18 protein-coding genes are annotated in these 16077 nt (G+C 35.7%); 5 read left to right on the top strand and 13 right to left on the bottom strand.

The genetic code is table 11. The annotated features are described in order from the left end of the window. Positions 1-13: 13 nt before the first annotated feature. From ACIQZA_RS15905 to ACIQZA_RS15930, 6 genes are all read right to left on the bottom strand, one after another. On the bottom strand, positions 14-589 hold the full coding sequence (locus tag ACIQZA_RS15905; RefSeq protein ID WP_402882467.1) for a biotin transporter BioY: 576 nt from the start codon (positions 587-589) through the stop codon (positions 14-16). A gap of 146 nt (positions 590-735) precedes the next feature. Continuing rightward, entirely contained in the window at positions 736-1398 is a 663-nt protein-coding gene (locus ACIQZA_RS15910) for a TIGR04104 family putative zinc finger protein (RefSeq protein WP_402882464.1), read from the bottom strand. Beyond that, a complete protein-coding gene (locus ACIQZA_RS15915; protein ID WP_400935560.1) occupies positions 1385-1900 on the bottom strand; it encodes a sigma-70 family RNA polymerase sigma factor in 516 nt (171 codons plus the stop codon). The genes ACIQZA_RS15910 and ACIQZA_RS15915 overlap by 14 nt, the downstream gene beginning before the upstream one ends. A 244-nt stretch (positions 1901-2144) precedes the next feature. Next, positions 2145-3593, bottom strand: coding sequence for a GGDEF domain-containing protein (locus ACIQZA_RS15920; protein WP_402882462.1), 1449 nt, complete (start codon positions 3591-3593; stop codon positions 2145-2147). Between the two features lie 131 nt (positions 3594-3724). Further along, complete coding sequence (locus ACIQZA_RS15925) at positions 3725-3952, bottom strand: hypothetical protein (protein ID WP_400935564.1); 228 nt, start codon at positions 3950-3952, stop codon at positions 3725-3727. Next, entirely contained in the window at positions 3949-4173 is a 225-nt protein-coding gene (locus ACIQZA_RS15930; RefSeq protein ID WP_402882459.1) for a sigma factor-like helix-turn-helix DNA-binding protein, read from the bottom strand. Before ACIQZA_RS15930 ends, ACIQZA_RS15925 begins: the two co-directional genes overlap by 4 nt. A 151-nt stretch (positions 4174-4324) precedes the next feature. Between ACIQZA_RS15930 and ACIQZA_RS15935 the strand changes: the two genes are divergently transcribed. The 3 genes from ACIQZA_RS15935 to ACIQZA_RS15945 all read left to right on the top strand — a co-directional run bounded on the left by ACIQZA_RS15935 (position 4325) and on the right by ACIQZA_RS15945 (position 5937). Continuing rightward, positions 4325-4765 carry a MerR family transcriptional regulator gene (locus ACIQZA_RS15935; RefSeq protein ID WP_402882456.1) on the top strand — a complete coding sequence of 147 codons (441 nt, stop codon included), beginning with the start codon at positions 4325-4327 and terminating at the stop codon, positions 4763-4765. Beyond that, entirely contained in the window at positions 4752-5105 is a 354-nt protein-coding gene (locus ACIQZA_RS15940; protein WP_400935570.1) for a DUF4260 domain-containing protein, read from the top strand. The genes ACIQZA_RS15935 and ACIQZA_RS15940 overlap by 14 nt, the downstream gene beginning before the upstream one ends. 283 nt (positions 5106-5388) lie before the next feature. After that, a complete protein-coding gene (locus ACIQZA_RS15945; RefSeq protein WP_402882453.1) occupies positions 5389-5937 on the top strand; it encodes a YrdB family protein in 549 nt (182 codons plus the stop codon). Here the strand turns inward: ACIQZA_RS15945 and ACIQZA_RS15950 are convergent. Together ACIQZA_RS15950 and ACIQZA_RS15955 are read right to left on the bottom strand one after the other, a co-directional pair. Continuing rightward, complete coding sequence (locus ACIQZA_RS15950; RefSeq protein ID WP_402882451.1) at positions 5920-6864, bottom strand: MBL fold metallo-hydrolase; 945 nt, start codon at positions 6862-6864, stop codon at positions 5920-5922. The genes ACIQZA_RS15945 and ACIQZA_RS15950 overlap by 18 nt on opposite strands. A gap of 194 nt (positions 6865-7058) precedes the next feature. Further along, positions 7059-7910 (bottom strand): helix-turn-helix transcriptional regulator, encoded by an 852-nt coding sequence (locus tag ACIQZA_RS15955; RefSeq protein ID WP_400935576.1) that lies wholly within the window; start codon positions 7908-7910, stop codon positions 7059-7061. Positions 7911-8032: 122 nt separating this feature from the next. On the opposite strand from ACIQZA_RS15955, the gene fabF reads away from it, so the two are divergent. Then, positions 8033-9268, top strand: coding sequence for a beta-ketoacyl-ACP synthase II (fabF, locus tag ACIQZA_RS15960; protein ID WP_400935578.1), 1236 nt, complete (start codon positions 8033-8035; stop codon positions 9266-9268). 254 nt (positions 9269-9522) lie between these two features. Here the strand turns inward: fabF and ACIQZA_RS15965 are convergent, their stop codons facing one another. From ACIQZA_RS15965 to ACIQZA_RS15990, 4 genes are read right to left on the bottom strand one after another with little or no spacing between them, the layout of a single operon-like run. Next, positions 9523-9744 (bottom strand): hypothetical protein, encoded by a 222-nt coding sequence (locus ACIQZA_RS15965; protein ID WP_402882449.1) that lies wholly within the window; start codon positions 9742-9744, stop codon positions 9523-9525. 11 nt (positions 9745-9755) lie between these two features. After that, the gene (locus ACIQZA_RS15970) at positions 9756-10823 is read right to left on the bottom strand and encodes a LolA family protein (RefSeq protein WP_402882447.1); all 1068 of its coding nucleotides are present in this window, start codon (positions 10821-10823) and stop codon (positions 9756-9758) included. Beyond that, positions 10823-12271 carry a HAMP domain-containing sensor histidine kinase gene (locus ACIQZA_RS25570; protein WP_427495207.1) on the bottom strand — a complete coding sequence of 483 codons (1449 nt, stop codon included), beginning with the start codon at positions 12269-12271 and terminating at the stop codon, positions 10823-10825. The genes ACIQZA_RS15970 and ACIQZA_RS25570 overlap by 1 nt, the downstream gene beginning before the upstream one ends. Beyond that, positions 12268-12966, bottom strand: coding sequence for a response regulator transcription factor (locus tag ACIQZA_RS15990; RefSeq protein WP_402882445.1), 699 nt, complete (start codon positions 12964-12966; stop codon positions 12268-12270). Before ACIQZA_RS15990 ends, ACIQZA_RS25570 begins: the two co-directional genes overlap by 4 nt. Before the next feature lie 912 nt (positions 12967-13878). Between ACIQZA_RS15990 and ACIQZA_RS15995 the strand changes: the two genes are divergently transcribed. Further along, positions 13879-14148 (top strand): hypothetical protein, encoded by a 270-nt coding sequence (locus ACIQZA_RS15995; protein ID WP_142507808.1) that lies wholly within the window; start codon positions 13879-13881, stop codon positions 14146-14148. A gap of 614 nt (positions 14149-14762) precedes the next feature. On the opposite strand, the gene ACIQZA_RS16000 is transcribed toward ACIQZA_RS15995, so the two are convergent. Continuing rightward, positions 14763-15848 carry an SH3 domain-containing protein gene (locus tag ACIQZA_RS16000; RefSeq protein ID WP_402882443.1) on the bottom strand — a complete coding sequence of 362 codons (1086 nt, stop codon included), beginning with the start codon at positions 15846-15848 and terminating at the stop codon, positions 14763-14765. Between the last annotated feature and the right edge of the window lie 229 nt (positions 15849-16077).

Raw genomic sequence — 16077 nt, forward strand, 5'->3', positions numbered from 1 at the left:
TACGGAATCGGCTTTAATTTCTTTCAGCGAGTGTTTGGACCCCGCTGAAAGAAATTAAATGTGCTCGCTCTAAACGACGACGTACTATTACGCCAAACCATGCTGCTAGAACAGCTTTCACAATACCTACGACGATAAATGGTGCCGCTCCACCCATAAAAGCAGCTGTCCAAGTTAAATCTCCGGCAATTTTTAACCAAGTCGTTCCAAACGCCAATGTCACAACCATTCCAATGATGTTCGCGACAATTGCATGGAAAATAGTCAGTCCAAATGTATCTAAGTATAAGCCCATTATAATTGCCATAACAAGGAATCCAACAATATAGCCACCTGTAGGACCAACTAAAATAACTAATCCCCCTGACATACCACTAAATACCGGAAGACTAGCTGCACCAAGTAAAATATAAAGCAGTACTGATAGCGTACCAACTCTTGTCCCTAAAATCGTTACGACTAAGCCTACTGCTAATGTTTGTCCTGTAATTGGAATAAGTGGTAGCGGAATCGTTACTTGTGCAAGAACAGCAATAATCGCTGCACCAAATGCCGCTAACACAAAATTATATGTACTACTCTTTTTCAAACTAAATTGCCTCCCTTTGTACGTTAACTCATGTTGCAAATAAGTTAACACAAAGATATAGCAAATAAAAACTGTTGTCAATCTATTTTGAAAAATAGCTAAAAAAAAGAAATTGCTATAGTGAACTAGCAATTTCTCTTCACAAATTACCAAAGCGGATCGTTGGTAGGATCATTTTCTTGCAAATCAAAGACATATGGTGCTAATTGACGATAATAAATAAGAACGCCAACTATAAAGAAAATAATCCCAATCGTAATATTATTAAAAACAAAATGCATAAAAGAAATAAAAGGAACCGGAAATGCTAAAATGCCACCTATTTGCATAGATTTTTTTGTACGATATTGTTTTTTCCCACAATAAGGACATTCGAGTTGTCCATTTTTCCGGTACATTTTTCGTGATTGCTTCTCTGACCAAGTTTCCCCACACTCAATGCACACCGGTAGGCCATATCCTTTCTTAATTAGCACAAGTTTAACGATAGAGGAAACACCTACCAGAAAGCTAAAAAGCAAAATACCTTTTACGAAATCGTTTTGTAAAAATGTCAATATACTCCATGTATCCGCTTCTTGCTGTAAGCTAGCTGCCTGATGACTTCCTGAATTTTTTTTGTGTGATAATAAATAACTAAAACCAATGACAAAAATCGTAAACGTTGCTAGTACCACACGATATTGCCATGGACTACTTCTTCTTTGTTTCGTTTTATTATAAGCTTTTTGGGCTATTGCTTGTTTTTTTTCATCTGTAAGCTTTACATCCCGAAGTTCATTTAGCACATCTTCTTTAAATTGATTCATGGCGTAACACCTCCCAATCATAATCACCGATTGCTGTTGCAAGTTGCTTTCTCGCACGTTGTAATCTTGTACGTATTGTTGCTTCTGGACAACATACGAGCTGTGCAATTTCCACTGTCGTCATATCCTCAAAATAATAGAGAATTAGTACTTCCCTATATGTAACAGATAATGTAAACAAAGCTTCTACTAGCTCTCGTTTTGTAGACTTAGCAAGAAATTCCTTTTCAGGCGTGACTGCTGTCGTACGCCCTGTTATTTTTTCAAAGAGTGTCAGTCGTTTACTTTTCCAGCTACGCAAATAATCATGGCTTCGATTGACCGTCATTTTTACTAAATATGTACGTAATGATGATTCTTGACGAAATTGCTCCTGCTTTTGATAAAAGGCGATAAACACATCCTGCACAATGTCCTCAGCTGTTGCTTCATTTTTCACATATAAATAAGCAACCTTTAGTAAGTAATCACCGTGCTCTGCAATAATTTTTTCGATATCCATTTGTTGTCCCACCTTCTTTCTAAACTACTGACGGATGCCACTTCATTTCCGATTCATTTTTTAAAAAAAATTTTTTAAAAGAAAAGAATCTGCCAAACTCCAACGACTGTTCGTTGAAATGAAGCAGATCCTTTATGATTAAATCTTTAGCGGATGTTTAGATACCCGCTAAAAGAAGTTAAAAATATTTCGCTGAATAGAACGCTTACATTTTAAAATTCGCCAGTACCATGATCGGACCTGTTTATATACTATTTCCCACATCACTATAATGATTAAAGAACGTAATTTGGTTACGGCCATTGCGCTTGGACGTATACAGTGCTGTGTCCGCATTATGGATCAGCTCTTCGACCGCGGTAATTTGGCCTTGTTTATTTGTACTTACACCAATACTAAATTCTAAATGGACAGTCTCATCATTAATTATTAAAGACAGAGAATTTAATGTTTGATAAAGATTTTCCGTCATCGTTTGAACAGATTCACCTTCCTGTAATTTACAAAGTACAATAAACTCATCTCCACCAAAACGAGCTACTATCGATTCAAATGCTTGAAAATAGTCCTTTAATGTAGTTGCAATAATCGTTAAAGCATCATCACCAAACAAATGACCATTTGTATCATTGATTTCTTTAAAATGATCTAAGTCAATCATCATTAATGCTAATTGCTGATTATCTACTGAAGCTTTCTCCACCATTTTCTCTGCATTCTGATCAAAATAGCGTCGATTATAAATATTCGTTAATGGATCAATGTAAGAAGTTTTTTCAAAATGTTTTTTCTGGTCATCGTACTCCATCTCAAATAATAAATGAGTATAATTTTCCCTTTGAATTTCTAATAAAACGTCAATATATTCCTTTTGTATCGAGCACAATACAAGTTTATTACCTTGCTTTTCTATTAGCTTCACCAAAGAATTGTAGATCGTTTGAAGCATAGATAAATCATTATTTTTTAAGGCATAGTGCTTCGACTTTTGGTACAAATCAATGGCCTCGCAAATGCGTCCCTGTTTTTCACAAAGTAAAGCATAGGCATTCATAACCTCCAATTGTAGCTTAGAATAAGGTGGTTTCTGTATCGTCACTAACAACTCTTGCAATAATTCAGCTGCTTCATCAAATTCCTCCAAACTAATTTGCGCAACAGCTAAGTTTATTTTTGAATACATAATCCCTGAATATGGATTTTCATGCTTGGTCTCAAAATAATTGGCATAGTATAAGCTCTTTAATGCAAAATCCTTTGCTTCTTGATAGTTCCCTGAAGAGTTTTCTAAGTCGCTCAAATTATTATAAATTTTCCCTATACTATCTATATGTTGAATACGCTCAGCAATCTTTAGTCCCTTAATCATAAACTCTTTAGACTTCTTTATATGGCCAAACGTTCCCCAATAAATAGCTACAATAATATAATGATGAATTAAATCAATATCATCGCCATAGTGAAAGGTTAATTCGCGATACTTCTCAAGTACACTAATGGAAACTTGCAAATCACCTGTTTGGAAATAGCTTGCACAGCTAAAGCGTAATAACAGGATTGCTTTTTTATACATACCAAGCTCAATAGCACTTTCAATTGCGGCACTACTTAATTCTATATATTCTATAAAGCGATTTGCATCATACAATTCATTTAGTGTAATCCATAGTTCTTCAAACTCCTGTGTATTCATACCGCCCCTCCTTATATTAACCCCTACTTCTTTAATACTATCTTTATGTGCATAATATTACAATTCCTCAGACTCATTTATTTGTAAATTAATGAGTAAATTTAACCTTAAAATACCATACAGTAATTCATTTATCCCAAAAAGATAATATATACCCCTATAAAAACGATTCTTTTTATACTTTGAATATTTATGATAGTACAAAAACTATAATTTCCCAACATAGAAAAAACAAGCCCCTTCTTTAAAGAGACTTGGCAGGTTGCTGCTGTAAGACGCGCTTTTTGACACACTCTTTGCTCTCTTCCATATCCCCAGCTACTTGCTACTTTCACCAATTCCTTTTGCCATTCATTCATGTCCAAAGCACCTCCCATTTCGCTTGCTGTAAATGAGACTTTAAGGCTTCTCCCGCCCTTTTTAGCCTTGTTTTCGCTATGTTTTCTACAATACTTAGAATTTGTGCTATGTCGGCAATCTTCATTTCTTCATTATAGTAAAGGATGTTAGACTCTCTATATGTTAATGGAAGCTTTAAAATAGCATTGTGCAAAAGGCTTTTATCAAATTTTCGCAGCATGATTATGAAGAACGTGGACAGCTACGTGCTTATTTATCAAGGTTAACGGTAATAAAAGCAAGGCAAGGATTATTTATTTCATAAAAATTCGAATATTCATATTGACCTTGGAGCATACTCCAATGTTAGGATAAAATTAGGAGGTGCTCACATGCTTATCAAACAATTTGCAACTAAGTATAATTTATCTACTGATACCGTACGTTACTATGAAAAAGAAGGATTACTACATCCACATAAACAGGACAATGGCTATCGAGTGTATGATGTCACTTGTGAACATACTATAAAATTTATTTTAGTATTAAGACAGCTCGGCTTTACATTACAAGAAATTAAACAGCTGCTGACACAAGAGCAAAAGCCAACTTCAAATGCCTGCAATCAACAAACAGTACAACTATTCTCAACAAAAATCACCAACATTGAACAGCAGTTATTTTTTTATCAGCAGGCACTTCAATCCTTACAGCTCACTCAAACATTAATGGCTGAAGGAAAATACGCAGAAAATAAGTTGGTCATCGGCTCACTTATCGAGGATATGTATAATAAATTACAAGAAGGAAATGTTCATTATGAAAATACGTAAAATTATCGCATTAGAATATTTAATAGCATTTTTAGTAAGTGTATTTTTCTACTGGTATTTTGAATTTTCGTTCCTTTATTTTTTCCTGCTTTTATTCCTACCAGATATAACGATGTTAGGCTACATCGTAAACACTAAAATTGGCGCGTTATTTTACAATATTGGCCATAGTTTAGTCGTGCCTGCCATTCTCTTGACTATAGGCTTTATCACAGTATCGACCCCGCTGCTAATGGCCACTATCATTTGGCTTGCTCATATATTTTTAGATCGTATGCTAGGCTATGGTTTAAAATATGATGATGCCTTTACTAAAACTCATTTACAACAAATAGCTTAAGTTAGAAGCTGCGATTATATCGATAGGTTGGATGGTTTTATCAGCGATGTTTTGAGTTTTATCAGCGATGTTCGCGGTTCTATCAGCTATGTTCGAGTCAAGTCCTTAATATTGTGTAAAATTCTATACAAAGTTTTTCAACCCCGATTTTAGTTTTCCTAATTTTTACAGCTTGCGTTGGAATTCGCCGCTAAAACTTTGAGTTTCGCCGCCAACCACGCAAAGAACGCCGCTAAACCATAGAGTTTCGCTGCTAAAAAGCTTTTTCGCGGTTCTATCAGCGATGTTCACGGTTCTATCAGTGATTCTTGCACTTTTATCAGCGATGTTCGCGGTTCTATCAGCGATTCTTGCACTTTTATCAGCGATGTTCGCGGTTCTATCAGCGATTCTTGCACTTTTATCAGCGATGTTCGCGGTTCTATCAGCGATGAACGTTTTTATCACCAAGTCTGTTCACTTTATCAGCGTTGATGTTTCCCCTTACAAAAACCAATTTTTCGGAGGGATATTAGAAATTTGCGTGTTAATGGCATATGGATCTTGGGGTATACAAACTGGGAAAGGCATGTTCTTCAAGCTTTTACTTGGCATTGGAGCACCTGCTTTTTTCGTAGTTAGTTGGAGTATGTTTGGTTCACCCAAAGCAACATTTCCATTGAATGGGATTTGGCATTTTATGTTTGAATTTACGATCTTCTCTTTAGCCGTTATAGCTCTGTATGCAACTGGACGAACACAATTAGCTATACAAATAATCATCAATCAGATTTTATTGTCCGTATTTTCATCAACGCTAAAAAACCCACGTTTTTTAAAGTGGATTTTTTAGAAGGTATGTGTATATCGTTGTAAGGTTAGCTTTAATACCGTTTACTCCCTTCCACTCCTTAGGTAGTTCAAATTCAGCAATAAAATCTTCTCGTGACAATTTTCGTTGAAGAGCTTCTTTTGCACGTTGAGTCATGAAAGATAAATACTCAATTAATGTATCGCATAAAGTCAAATCAGCAATATTACCATGACCAGGTACAAGTATATTTATATCGATTTGTTTAACTCGCTTTAATATCTTTAAAAATTCTTCAGGATTATGGATCGGTACATGTAAGTTTTCAGTCGCTAAATCACCCATAAAAGCTATTTTTTCTTTAGGTAGGTACATAAATGTATCACTCGGTGAATGTCCACCACCTAAACAGTATAATTCCACAGTTCTATCGGATCCGGTGATAGTTAATTTTTCTTCAAACAACAAGGATGGTAGTACAATTTGTAATTGAGATAGGTCATCTAACACTTTCGACATTTCTTGATATTGATTGATTAAGCTCGCTTTTATAATGTTGTCTTCTGTTGAATCGATTTGATTTTTTAGCTGATGCAGGTATTGATTCATGTCCTGCTTTTCCTTCTCATAGTCTTCAATCATGTTCTTTTCTTTGCACAATTTCTCCGTTACATATGTAGAAATAATCGTTGTATCTGAAAATACTTGATTTCCAAAAACGTGATCCCCGTGATAATGACTATTAATCAAATACTTTACTTTCTTACCCGTTAAACTTTCAGCTTGGCGCCTTAACTCATCCCCCGCTGAAGGAGTACTTAGCGAATCAAAAACTAGAAGCTCGTCACCTAAATCAATTATTCCTGCATTACTCCAAGCACCCTGACCTTGCTTAGCAATAGCAGCAAACACACCGTCACATAAAGTACGCAAAGTAAAATATTTTGTTTCTACAATCCCCTGTTCCATTTATAACTCCCCCTTTTTACATATTATAGATTCATTCTTAATGATAAATTTTCGTGAAAATTAAGTTGTTTAATTTATTATCAAGAAAAGCCATAAAAAATAAAGGGTGATATATATTAGTTATCAATAATATGTATCACCCTTTTACTACTTGTCAACAATAGCTCCATTTAATGGAATAACGAAAAACTTTATTAATTTTTAACTGAAACCCTTTTCATTAATCGCTTTAATTTATTCTCTGTATCCGTTTCCTCTACTGGTGTATAGACACTGCACCGTAAATCCATCTCACCTTGAACCTGAAGAGAAGTTAAATTAAACAACATTTTGCCTGCTTTAGCATGTCTGAATTCAATTATCATTTCTGGAGCCTTACTTACTTGACTTTCTTGCCACAAATCCTGAAATTCTGAATGTGAATAACTCATTTCATTAATAAATTGGTTGTACCATTCATCGCCTAAATAGTGTCCATAATAGGTACGGAAAATGGCAAGAAAACCTTTCGCAAAATGCTCCCAATTGACGGCCAATGCTTTTAATTCTTTTCTAGTGAACACTAAACGAATCAAATTTCTTTGATCTTTTGGTATTTGTTCAAAATCTAAAAAAACATGAGCAGCTGCCGGATTCCAGCCCACTATATGGCAATGTCGATCTGTAATAATAGTTGGACAATATGTTAATTCAGTTAGTATACGCTTTAAAGAAGGGCTAAGCTCTGATTGATTATTTTTTTGATTTGTAATTTCTGATTTTGTCCCTAATGCCAGGTCATATAAGTAGTCCCTTTCATCATTATTTAATTGTAGAGCTGTAGAAATACAATCAAGTACGATTGAAGAAACTTTTATATCTCTTCCTTGCTCTAGCCATGTATACCAAGTGGTACTTACACCTGCTAATTGTGCAACTTCTTCTCTTCGTAATCCTGGGGTCCTTCTCCGAGTTCCGGCAGGTAAACCAACAGTTTCTGGCTTGATTTGAGCACGTTTAACTTTTAAGAAAGTCGACAAAGCTTCAAGCCTTGTTTTATCATTCATTTTTAAAACTCCCCATCTTATCAATTTATTCTATTAGTAATTATACCAGGATAAACTGTTACTTGTAATAGGATAAAAGAGATGTAAAATACAAGTAAATCATTTATTTGGAGGTATGAAAATTGGAAAGAGTTGTGATTACAGGTATGGGGATAGTGTCTCCTTTAGGAAACAACATCCAAACATTTTGGAACAATTTGATTAACGGGGAATCTGGTATATCCACTATCGATACGTTTGATGTTACTAATCATAAGACAAAAATTGCAGGAATCGTCCAAGGATTTGATGCAGCTGAAGTTTTAGGAATGAACGAAGCTAAACGTTTAGATCGTTTTTCTCAATTTGCTTTGGCCGCAGCCGAACAAGCTTGGGTAGATTCTAAGTTAGACCTCGATCGTATAGATGTAGAGAGGTTAGGCGTATATGTAGGCTCAGGTATTGGAGGAATTGAAACCTTGATTGAAAATATTGATGTGCTTCGACAGAAAGGGCCTAGAAGAGTTAGCCCGACCCTAGTACCTGCTATGATTTCTAATGCTGCTGCAGCACAAATTAGTATCAAATGGAACGCAATGGGACCTTCTATGTCGCCCGTTTCCGCTTGTGCAATTGGAAATACAGCTATTGGTGAAGCCTTTAGACTCATTCGTTCTGGAGAAGTTGACGTTGTGTTCGCAGGTGGAACAGAGGCAGCTATAACAGACTTATCAATAGCTAGCTTTGGTAATGCTACAGCATTATCAAGAAGAAACGATGACCCCACTCAAGCTAGTCGTCCATTTGATGATAAACGAGATGGATTTGTCATGTCAGAAGGAGCTGGAATTCTAATCTTAGAATCTTTATCTCATGCTTTACGTAGAGAGGCAAAGATTTATGTAGAAGTCATTGGATACGGTGCAAGTTCAGACGCACACCATATCGTAGCTACTCATCCGGAAGGTAAAGGTGCCTACCTTGCAATGAAATCAGCTTTAAAAAATGCAAATTTATCGCCTGAAGAAATTGATGTTATTAGTGCCCATGCAACAAGTACAAAAGTGGGAGACATCTCCGAAACGAAGGCTATTAAGCAACTGTTTGGTAAACAAGCTTATCAGATTCCAGTAACAGCTAATAAATCTATGCTCGGTCATATGTTAGGGGCAGCAGGCGGGGTTGAAGCAATTGCTTTAGCGATGAGTTTAAAGGAAGGTATAATTCCTCCAACAATTAACTTAGGAAATCCTGATCCTTTATGTGATCTCGATTATGTACCATCTATCGCTCGCAAAGTGAAGATAAATACAGGTCTGTCAAACTCATTCGGTTTCGGAGGTCATAATGCGGCAATTATTTTCAAGAAATACGAGTGAATAAATTTTCTCTAGTAAATCTAACCGTTTCTTAAGGAAATGGTTAGATTTATTCCGTTCAATGGCCCTTTTGTTGAACAAGTAGGAAACGGAGTACCCTTAGGTTTTCGCATGAAGATTTTGAATCGCATCCGTCCACATATGCGGACTAATGCTTATTTTAGACTTCAATATTAAATAACTTTATTGTCATTACACAATCAAGAGAAAAAGAAAATCCACTCTTTTTTTTCAAAGTGGATTTTCTCATTATATTAAATAAGTCGCTTAATCTTCGTTTCATATAACGCAACAATTAGTAAGCTACCAAGTATAGGGGTTAAAGAACTAAAACTAAAATAAAAACCTTCACCATTGTATTGTCCTAAGAAATGAAATTGTAGCCATGGAACGCCATATGTTTCACCTACACCGTATAAAAAAACTGTGCTAAATAAAAACAATGCGAGACATTTTATAAATTCATTTCTTTTCATACCCATTCACCTCACTTAACGATGGTCATTTGTTTTGTATAGGCTACAGAATCTTCAATTGTTCGCTTAGAGTCTACAGTAAACATGCTATATTGATAACCATGTTCCTGCCAGCTAATCGAATGGAATTTATTCTCGTCCATTACAGTACCTTTTTGACCTCGGATGTCCATTTCTTTTTCACCTTTAATAGGCTCTACCTTCTTAGCATTGCTATTTGCTTTAAATACTGTTACTGAAATATCTTGCTGACCATTCTTCGCATAACTAAAGGTATACTCTGAACGATCTTCTATCCCTTTATCTAATGAAATTTCCTCCAAAGTTAGTCCGTTTCCTTCTGGCACCATTAAAAATTCGCCAAGCTGTTCTTTCACTGTATCCAGTGTCACTGACTCAGATTCAGGTACACTTATTTCTTCCACTTTTGCATCCTTTGGAATATCAAGTGTAAATTGTGCATCATCAATTTTTGCCTTTTCATCCATTTTCGTATACTCTGTTGTCATTTTATTTCCAGCGCCATTTGTGATTGTTTTTAACGTTACCCATGTTTTTTTATCGACCCATATTTCTATATCGCCTATTAAAGTATCATCTTTTTTAGCTTTCGCTACAACTTTATACGTATCTCTTCCAGCAATCTTCTCCTCTCCTGCCATTTTCACATCATGTGTCTCCTTTACAGCGTTAAATAGTAATTCTAACTGGTCTCTTTGTGATGGGATTTCATCTACCCCACCTTTACTAATATCTATTTTATGAACAGTGTTTTTCACAACATCATACATAATTACCTGTGAACCATTGTTGACTGAGATGCTATGTTCACCATTTTCAGCTGTTGTCTCAATACGTCGTTTACCATCTTTAGTCCACTCTTTGACTTGAATTTTTCCACCAGCCTCGCCCATATCCATTGTGTATTCACCGTAATAAGCAAGTGGTTCCTTCGTTTCCTGTAATGCATGATCAATAATTTCCTGTGGTGAATATGCCCCCTCTGTATTACAACCTACTAAGCTAAATGTTAGTGCGGCAACTAAACCTGCTGCACGTAATGATTTTTTCCAATTCATTATGAATTCTCTCCTTTAAATGGTGGTAGCCAGCAAAGTACAGCTGTTCCAAAGCCTTCTTTCGATACAAGCTCTACTGTCCCACCGTGTTTTTCTATTATTTGTTTTGCTATATTTAATCCTAGTCCAGTGCCGCGCTCCCCAGCCTTTGTCCGTGCTGTATCTGCTTGGTACATGGGCTCGAATAGCTTCTCAATATCCTCTTTTTTGACACCTTGCCCGCTATTTTGCACAATGATATACATACCATGCTGCTTATTCAGTGCTGGCGAAACAAAATCAAAGCACCCTATAGGACATTGTCCAGCATTCACGGCTGCTAAACCTATCGTTGTCCCTACTGCTCCATAACGCCAAGCATTACTCATTAAATTGTCGATCACCCGTTGTAGCTGCTTCGGATGCACTGCATACATACCCGCTATGTCACAAGTAACTTCAAGCCTAAATCCTTGATCTTTGCATAGCTGCTCATAATCAGACAGTGCCATTTCAAAAAACTCGGCCCCATCAACTGCAACTAGTTCTAAATGATAGCTTGTCGATTGCAGTAAAGTGTACATTAGTAAATCCTCTAACATATGCTTCATCGTTTCAGACTTTGTTAAAATAATCTGTCGGTACTCGTCTTGCTGTTCTTCTGTTAACGCCTTGCTTTGTAAAGACTCAGCATATGCTTGAATAGCTGTAAGAGGTGTTTTTAAATCATGGGAAATACTTGCAATCATTAACTCCTTCTGGTGTTGTTCAGTTTTCAAGTGAGCACGCGCTGTTTCGATTTCGTCCTGCATGGCAAGAAAGGTTTGAGCAAGTTCCCCAATTTCATCTTTTCTTGCCACTAAATTTGACTCCACATGCTCTCCCTTTGCAAAAGTACGCATTTGCCGCATCAGTTCATGTAACGGGCGATTTAATTTACGGTTAAGCAGCATCATAACTGCAAAATAAATAAGGAGAAATAATACAATAGAGCTAGCTATTACAAGCCAAGAACGTCTTTCTACGCCTTTTACCCAGTCCTTCCTAACTAATTGAATCTCATAAACCCCAAGCAAATCTCCATCTTGATAAACAGGTTCTTTATAAGTAAAGGCATTGTAATTTTGCTTTAGCTCATATAAACCTTTAAAAACTCTATCTTTAGAATCAAACACCAGTTTCAATGGATCAGAGGAATACAAACGTAAGCCTGATTTCGAGTAAAGTGTAATTGAGAGCTGATCATTCGTTAGTGCTTCAATATCTTTTATATCTGCATTTTTTGTATAATACAGGGGATTTTCCAGAACAGATTTCACCTGATTGAGCTCTGTTAATTTTTCGAAATACTCACCAACGTTTTTATCTTGATAATAGGCATTAATCCATACATAAAGGCTATAAGCACCTGTTATTGGTAAAACCATCACGATGAAGAAAGTGATGAGTAACCATGTTTTAATTTTCATAGTAGCTCACCGATAAAACGATAACCCTTGCCCCATACTGTTTGTATATAATACGGTGATTTTACTGGATCTTTTAGCTTTTCCCGTAGTGCCTTTATATGTACTGTTACTGTATGTGTTTCATCTACGCTCGCCTGTTGCCAAATATGTTGATAGAGCTCTTCTTTTGAAAAGGTTTGGCTTGGATTTTTCGCAAGTAGTTTTAACAGAGCAAATTCCTTCTGTGTTAAAGCAAGCTCTTGATCATTAAGGCGCGCTGATTCCTTTTGCCAATCAATTTTTAAACCGTGTGCAAAGGATGTAACATCTCCAGCTATTTCTTTTTTTATATAACGTTTCCAGCGACGTAAGTGTGAGGCTACACGTGCCTTTAACTCCTCTAAACTAAATGGTTTCGCTATATAGTCGTCAGCGCCCTGCAAGCCCTCAACCTTATCTGCCTCTTCCTTACGCGCACTCATCATTAAAATAGGAACATCACTTTCCCAACGAATATTTTGGCAAACGGTAAGACCATCCATCTCAGGTAACATCCAATCGACTAACACTAAATCGAACGTATCCGCTTGAAAATCAGTTAATCCTTCAAGTCCTGTTGTTGCCCAAGTAATTTGGTAACCCTCTTGCTCAAGCGTATCCTTCACAATACGCCCTATCGCCGTATCATCCTCAATCAGTAATAGCTTTTCTCTCATCTGTTTTCCTCCTGAACTAACCTTACTATGTAAAAAGACATTTTTTTCGAACTTTATACTTTCTTTATAATTATCATAGATTTGGTTATCCGTCACTTCTCATTTTTTTGTTAGTAAGGGTTGGTTTCTTTTGTATCCGTCGAGCTGGGCTGGCTATCCGTCGCTCTGTTCGGGCCTTCCGTCGATTCGCCTTTTCTTTCCGTCACTCTGCTCGAGCCTTCCGTCGCCTGCTTTCCAATCCTTCGTTCTGTTCGGCCTTTCCGTCGATTCGCCTTTTCTATCATTCGTTCTACCCAAAATGCGCCTCAATCCTTATCTACAACAACTTCAAAAACTCCATTTCGAAAAAGATTGTTCGAAATGGAGTTACTCTTTTAGATAAGTATGAAATTTTTTGTAAAAAAGTTTGATCATTATCAAAATCCTTTTTCTGGAATAAGCAATTCACTTATTGATATTAATATAACAGTTAGATTTCCTTTATTAAACAATAGATTTTTTTTCAACATCTACTATTTGGCTGCCACTGAACAACTCGAGAATGCTGTTTTTTTTCAACTTTCGTTTTGAATACTGATTGTCCGTCTCCGCTTTGAACTATCACTTTCGCATCCTCTAATGGCTGCGCTATCGAAACGATACGACTATTAACCTTTAAAACGATCATAGATCTATATGTATTTTTTATTCAAAATAACGGATTTTGTTCATTTCATTTTAGGACATTCTAAAAGTGGCTTGGTGATGGTTGGTGGTACCAAGTAAATAAATGTGACAAAATGGTCAATATTTGTAATTTATTTAAATAAATACAAATTCCGACAACATTTTCATTTTTGTTGTGTTATGGTTGTATTGTTCTATTAAATGCAACTTATTAATAGAGAAAACTAATACAAAGGGGAGTTAATTATGTTAAAATCAAAAATTTCAAAAATGGTAGGATCACTTGCTTTATCAGGAGCTATACTTATTCCTGCAGTATCAGCGAATGCATGGACTGAGTATGTTTATGTCAAGGACTTATATCCGGATGCAGTTGATTATGTATTTGTAAATAATGGAGCAAATGACAAGTATGTACTAGTACAAGAAAGAGGATCTGATGGTAGAATATACGAAACAAAAGTAAAATGTGATAAAATGGTTGGTAGTAAGTGTCATGTAGCAGTTGAAAGATAGGGCATTTAGTATTTATTGGAATAATAAAAAAGGCGCATTGACTCATTAACGAGTTGTGCGCTTTTTTTGTTTCTTAGGGAGTGAAACCTAGTTGTTTAGTTAGTATCAGGAATTATACAAACATCATTTTAAGTCAGAGATTTATTATTTGATATATCCAGCCAATGTATTCTTTATACAAACTCTTCCAGAATATTTTACATTTACTGCAATTCTACCTGCATATAGTACTGCACTTTTTTAATTTTTCTTCCTCTTTTTGATACCGGATCGCTCAGCTCAATCAATGGAAAGAGCAGTACGTCGACTTCATACTAAATTACCAAAAGGCACTATAAAAACAGCCCCAACAGACCGAGGTAAAGAATTTAGCTGATATAAAATGACTATTATGCCGACAAACAAGCGTCCTATAGGCTAACCTGAATCTCTAGCCAGTAACACAGATGGCACTCTATACATTATTTATATGGATAAGGTGTATTACATTTAATTTGAACTTGGTTTATTAAATCTTAATTAAACACTATATCCCATTTCTGCAAAATAAAAAGAGAATCTTTTAACAGATTCCCTTAGTTATTCTACTCAATCATCGCTGGTAGAGCGAAATTTTATTTACGATAATATATTAATCTTGCTGTTGTATAAAGTTTGTCATCATTCACAGAGATCAAAGCAGTATAATCATTCTTTTCCCATCTCGAATATAAATGGCTATATTTTGTATAGGTAAATCGGTAATCATTACCGAATTCCACTACCCCTTGCCTATGTAGTCGGTCATGTAAAGAAGACATTTGATCCCATGTGTGATAACTATTTTGTTCGGGAAGGAAATCATAGCTAATCATCTCTAATTGCCCACCAGTAAAAAAGTATGTCAACTGTGCTGAAAAGCCATATTTTGTCGTTCCGTAGACTAAATAAGTATCTCTACCATCCTGAAGTTTTTGTATAAGCTTTGATTTTTCATTTTTCTCTACATCACGAATAGTCAATTTAAAGTTAATATTATTGAAAGGCACAACAGGCTTCTTTGTGGATAAAAATGCATCTACTACGTATCCTTTGATATTACCAGCAGTCACATAGGACCAACCTACTAATGTAGAATGTACAGTTACCTGTGTACCATTACTTAATGAACCTACTGATGCTCCCGATTGACTGGCAATATTTCGAACGATGACCCCACTACCTGTATTAACGTACTTTGTCGTTGTTTTAGTCTGCCCAATAAAATCGGACTTAACATAACCTACTACATTGCCATATTGCACAAATGACCAACCATTGCCTACTGATCCATAGTCTTCAACAATCATATTATACTTTAATGTAGCTAATGTTGGTGCTGAAGGAGATGGCTTAGATTTCACAACGAGACCACTTTTAGAATTTGCAATTTTAATCGTCGAAGGTGGAACACTTAAAAAGGAGGAAGAAACATATCCCTTTACATCACCTGTTTGAATGTGAGACCAACCATCTGAGGAAGAAAACTCTATCACAAATTCATCCTTAGCTAGATTACCAATGGAACCGGATGCATCATTTGGCGACTCTCTCACAACCAAGTTCGTACCACTTACAACCTTCACTGTTCGATAATCAGCCGCATCTGCTACTTGGTACTGAATGCTAAATAGCATCATGAGTACAAAAACTGCAACAAACCATTTCTTTAGTATATTCAATCAATTTACCTCCTTTTACAACTCTACAATTCTACCATTTATCCTATTGATTGTATATATTTTCATATTTTTTATTACTAAACGTGTAAATATCCATAAAACATTTTTAACATATATATAAACCAAAGAAAATTTCGATAGAAAACAAATTATAAATTAATTTATCAAAATTGTTCTCATCACATCTAAAAAAGCTCAGAAAACCTATTATTTATAGGCTTTCCAAGCT

This window comes from Lysinibacillus sp. NPDC096382 (genome assembly GCF_044762845.1).
Lineage (GTDB): Bacteria > Bacillota > Bacilli > Bacillales_A > Planococcaceae > Lysinibacillus.

Excerpts from the sequence above, each read along its gene's own strand:
- ACIQZA_RS15910 (WP_402882464.1), bottom strand. The coding sequence starts at position 1,398 with ATGAATCAATTTAAAGAAGATGTGCTAAATGAACTTCGGGATGTAAAG.
- ACIQZA_RS15915 (WP_400935560.1), bottom strand. The coding sequence starts at position 1,900 with ATGGATATCGAAAAAATTATTGCAGAGCACGGTGATTACTTACTAAAG.
- ACIQZA_RS15920 (WP_402882462.1), bottom strand. The coding sequence starts at position 3,593 with ATGAATACACAGGAGTTTGAAGAACTATGGATTACACTAAATGAATTG.
- ACIQZA_RS15925 (WP_400935564.1), bottom strand. The coding sequence starts at position 3,952 with ATGAATGAATGGCAAAAGGAATTGGTGAAAGTAGCAAGTAGCTGGGGA.
- ACIQZA_RS15930 (WP_402882459.1), bottom strand. The coding sequence starts at position 4,173 with ATGCTGCGAAAATTTGATAAAAGCCTTTTGCACAATGCTATTTTAAAG.
- ACIQZA_RS15935 (WP_402882456.1), top strand. The coding sequence starts at position 4,325 with ATGCTTATCAAACAATTTGCAACTAAGTATAATTTATCTACTGATACC.
- ACIQZA_RS15940 (WP_400935570.1), top strand. The coding sequence starts at position 4,752 with ATGAAAATACGTAAAATTATCGCATTAGAATATTTAATAGCATTTTTA.
- ACIQZA_RS15945 (WP_402882453.1), top strand. The coding sequence starts at position 5,389 with ATGTTCACGGTTCTATCAGTGATTCTTGCACTTTTATCAGCGATGTTC.
- ACIQZA_RS15950 (WP_402882451.1), bottom strand. The coding sequence starts at position 6,864 with ATGGAACAGGGGATTGTAGAAACAAAATATTTTACTTTGCGTACTTTA.
- ACIQZA_RS15955 (WP_400935576.1), bottom strand. The coding sequence starts at position 7,910 with ATGAATGATAAAACAAGGCTTGAAGCTTTGTCGACTTTCTTAAAAGTT.
- ACIQZA_RS15965 (WP_402882449.1), bottom strand. The coding sequence starts at position 9,744 with ATGAAAAGAAATGAATTTATAAAATGTCTCGCATTGTTTTTATTTAGC.
- ACIQZA_RS15970 (WP_402882447.1), bottom strand. The coding sequence starts at position 10,823 with ATGAATTGGAAAAAATCATTACGTGCAGCAGGTTTAGTTGCCGCACTA.
- ACIQZA_RS25570 (WP_427495207.1), bottom strand. The coding sequence starts at position 12,271 with ATGAAAATTAAAACATGGTTACTCATCACTTTCTTCATCGTGATGGTT.
- ACIQZA_RS15990 (WP_402882445.1), bottom strand. The coding sequence starts at position 12,966 with ATGAGAGAAAAGCTATTACTGATTGAGGATGATACGGCGATAGGGCGT.
- ACIQZA_RS15995 (WP_142507808.1), top strand. The coding sequence starts at position 13,879 with ATGTTAAAATCAAAAATTTCAAAAATGGTAGGATCACTTGCTTTATCA.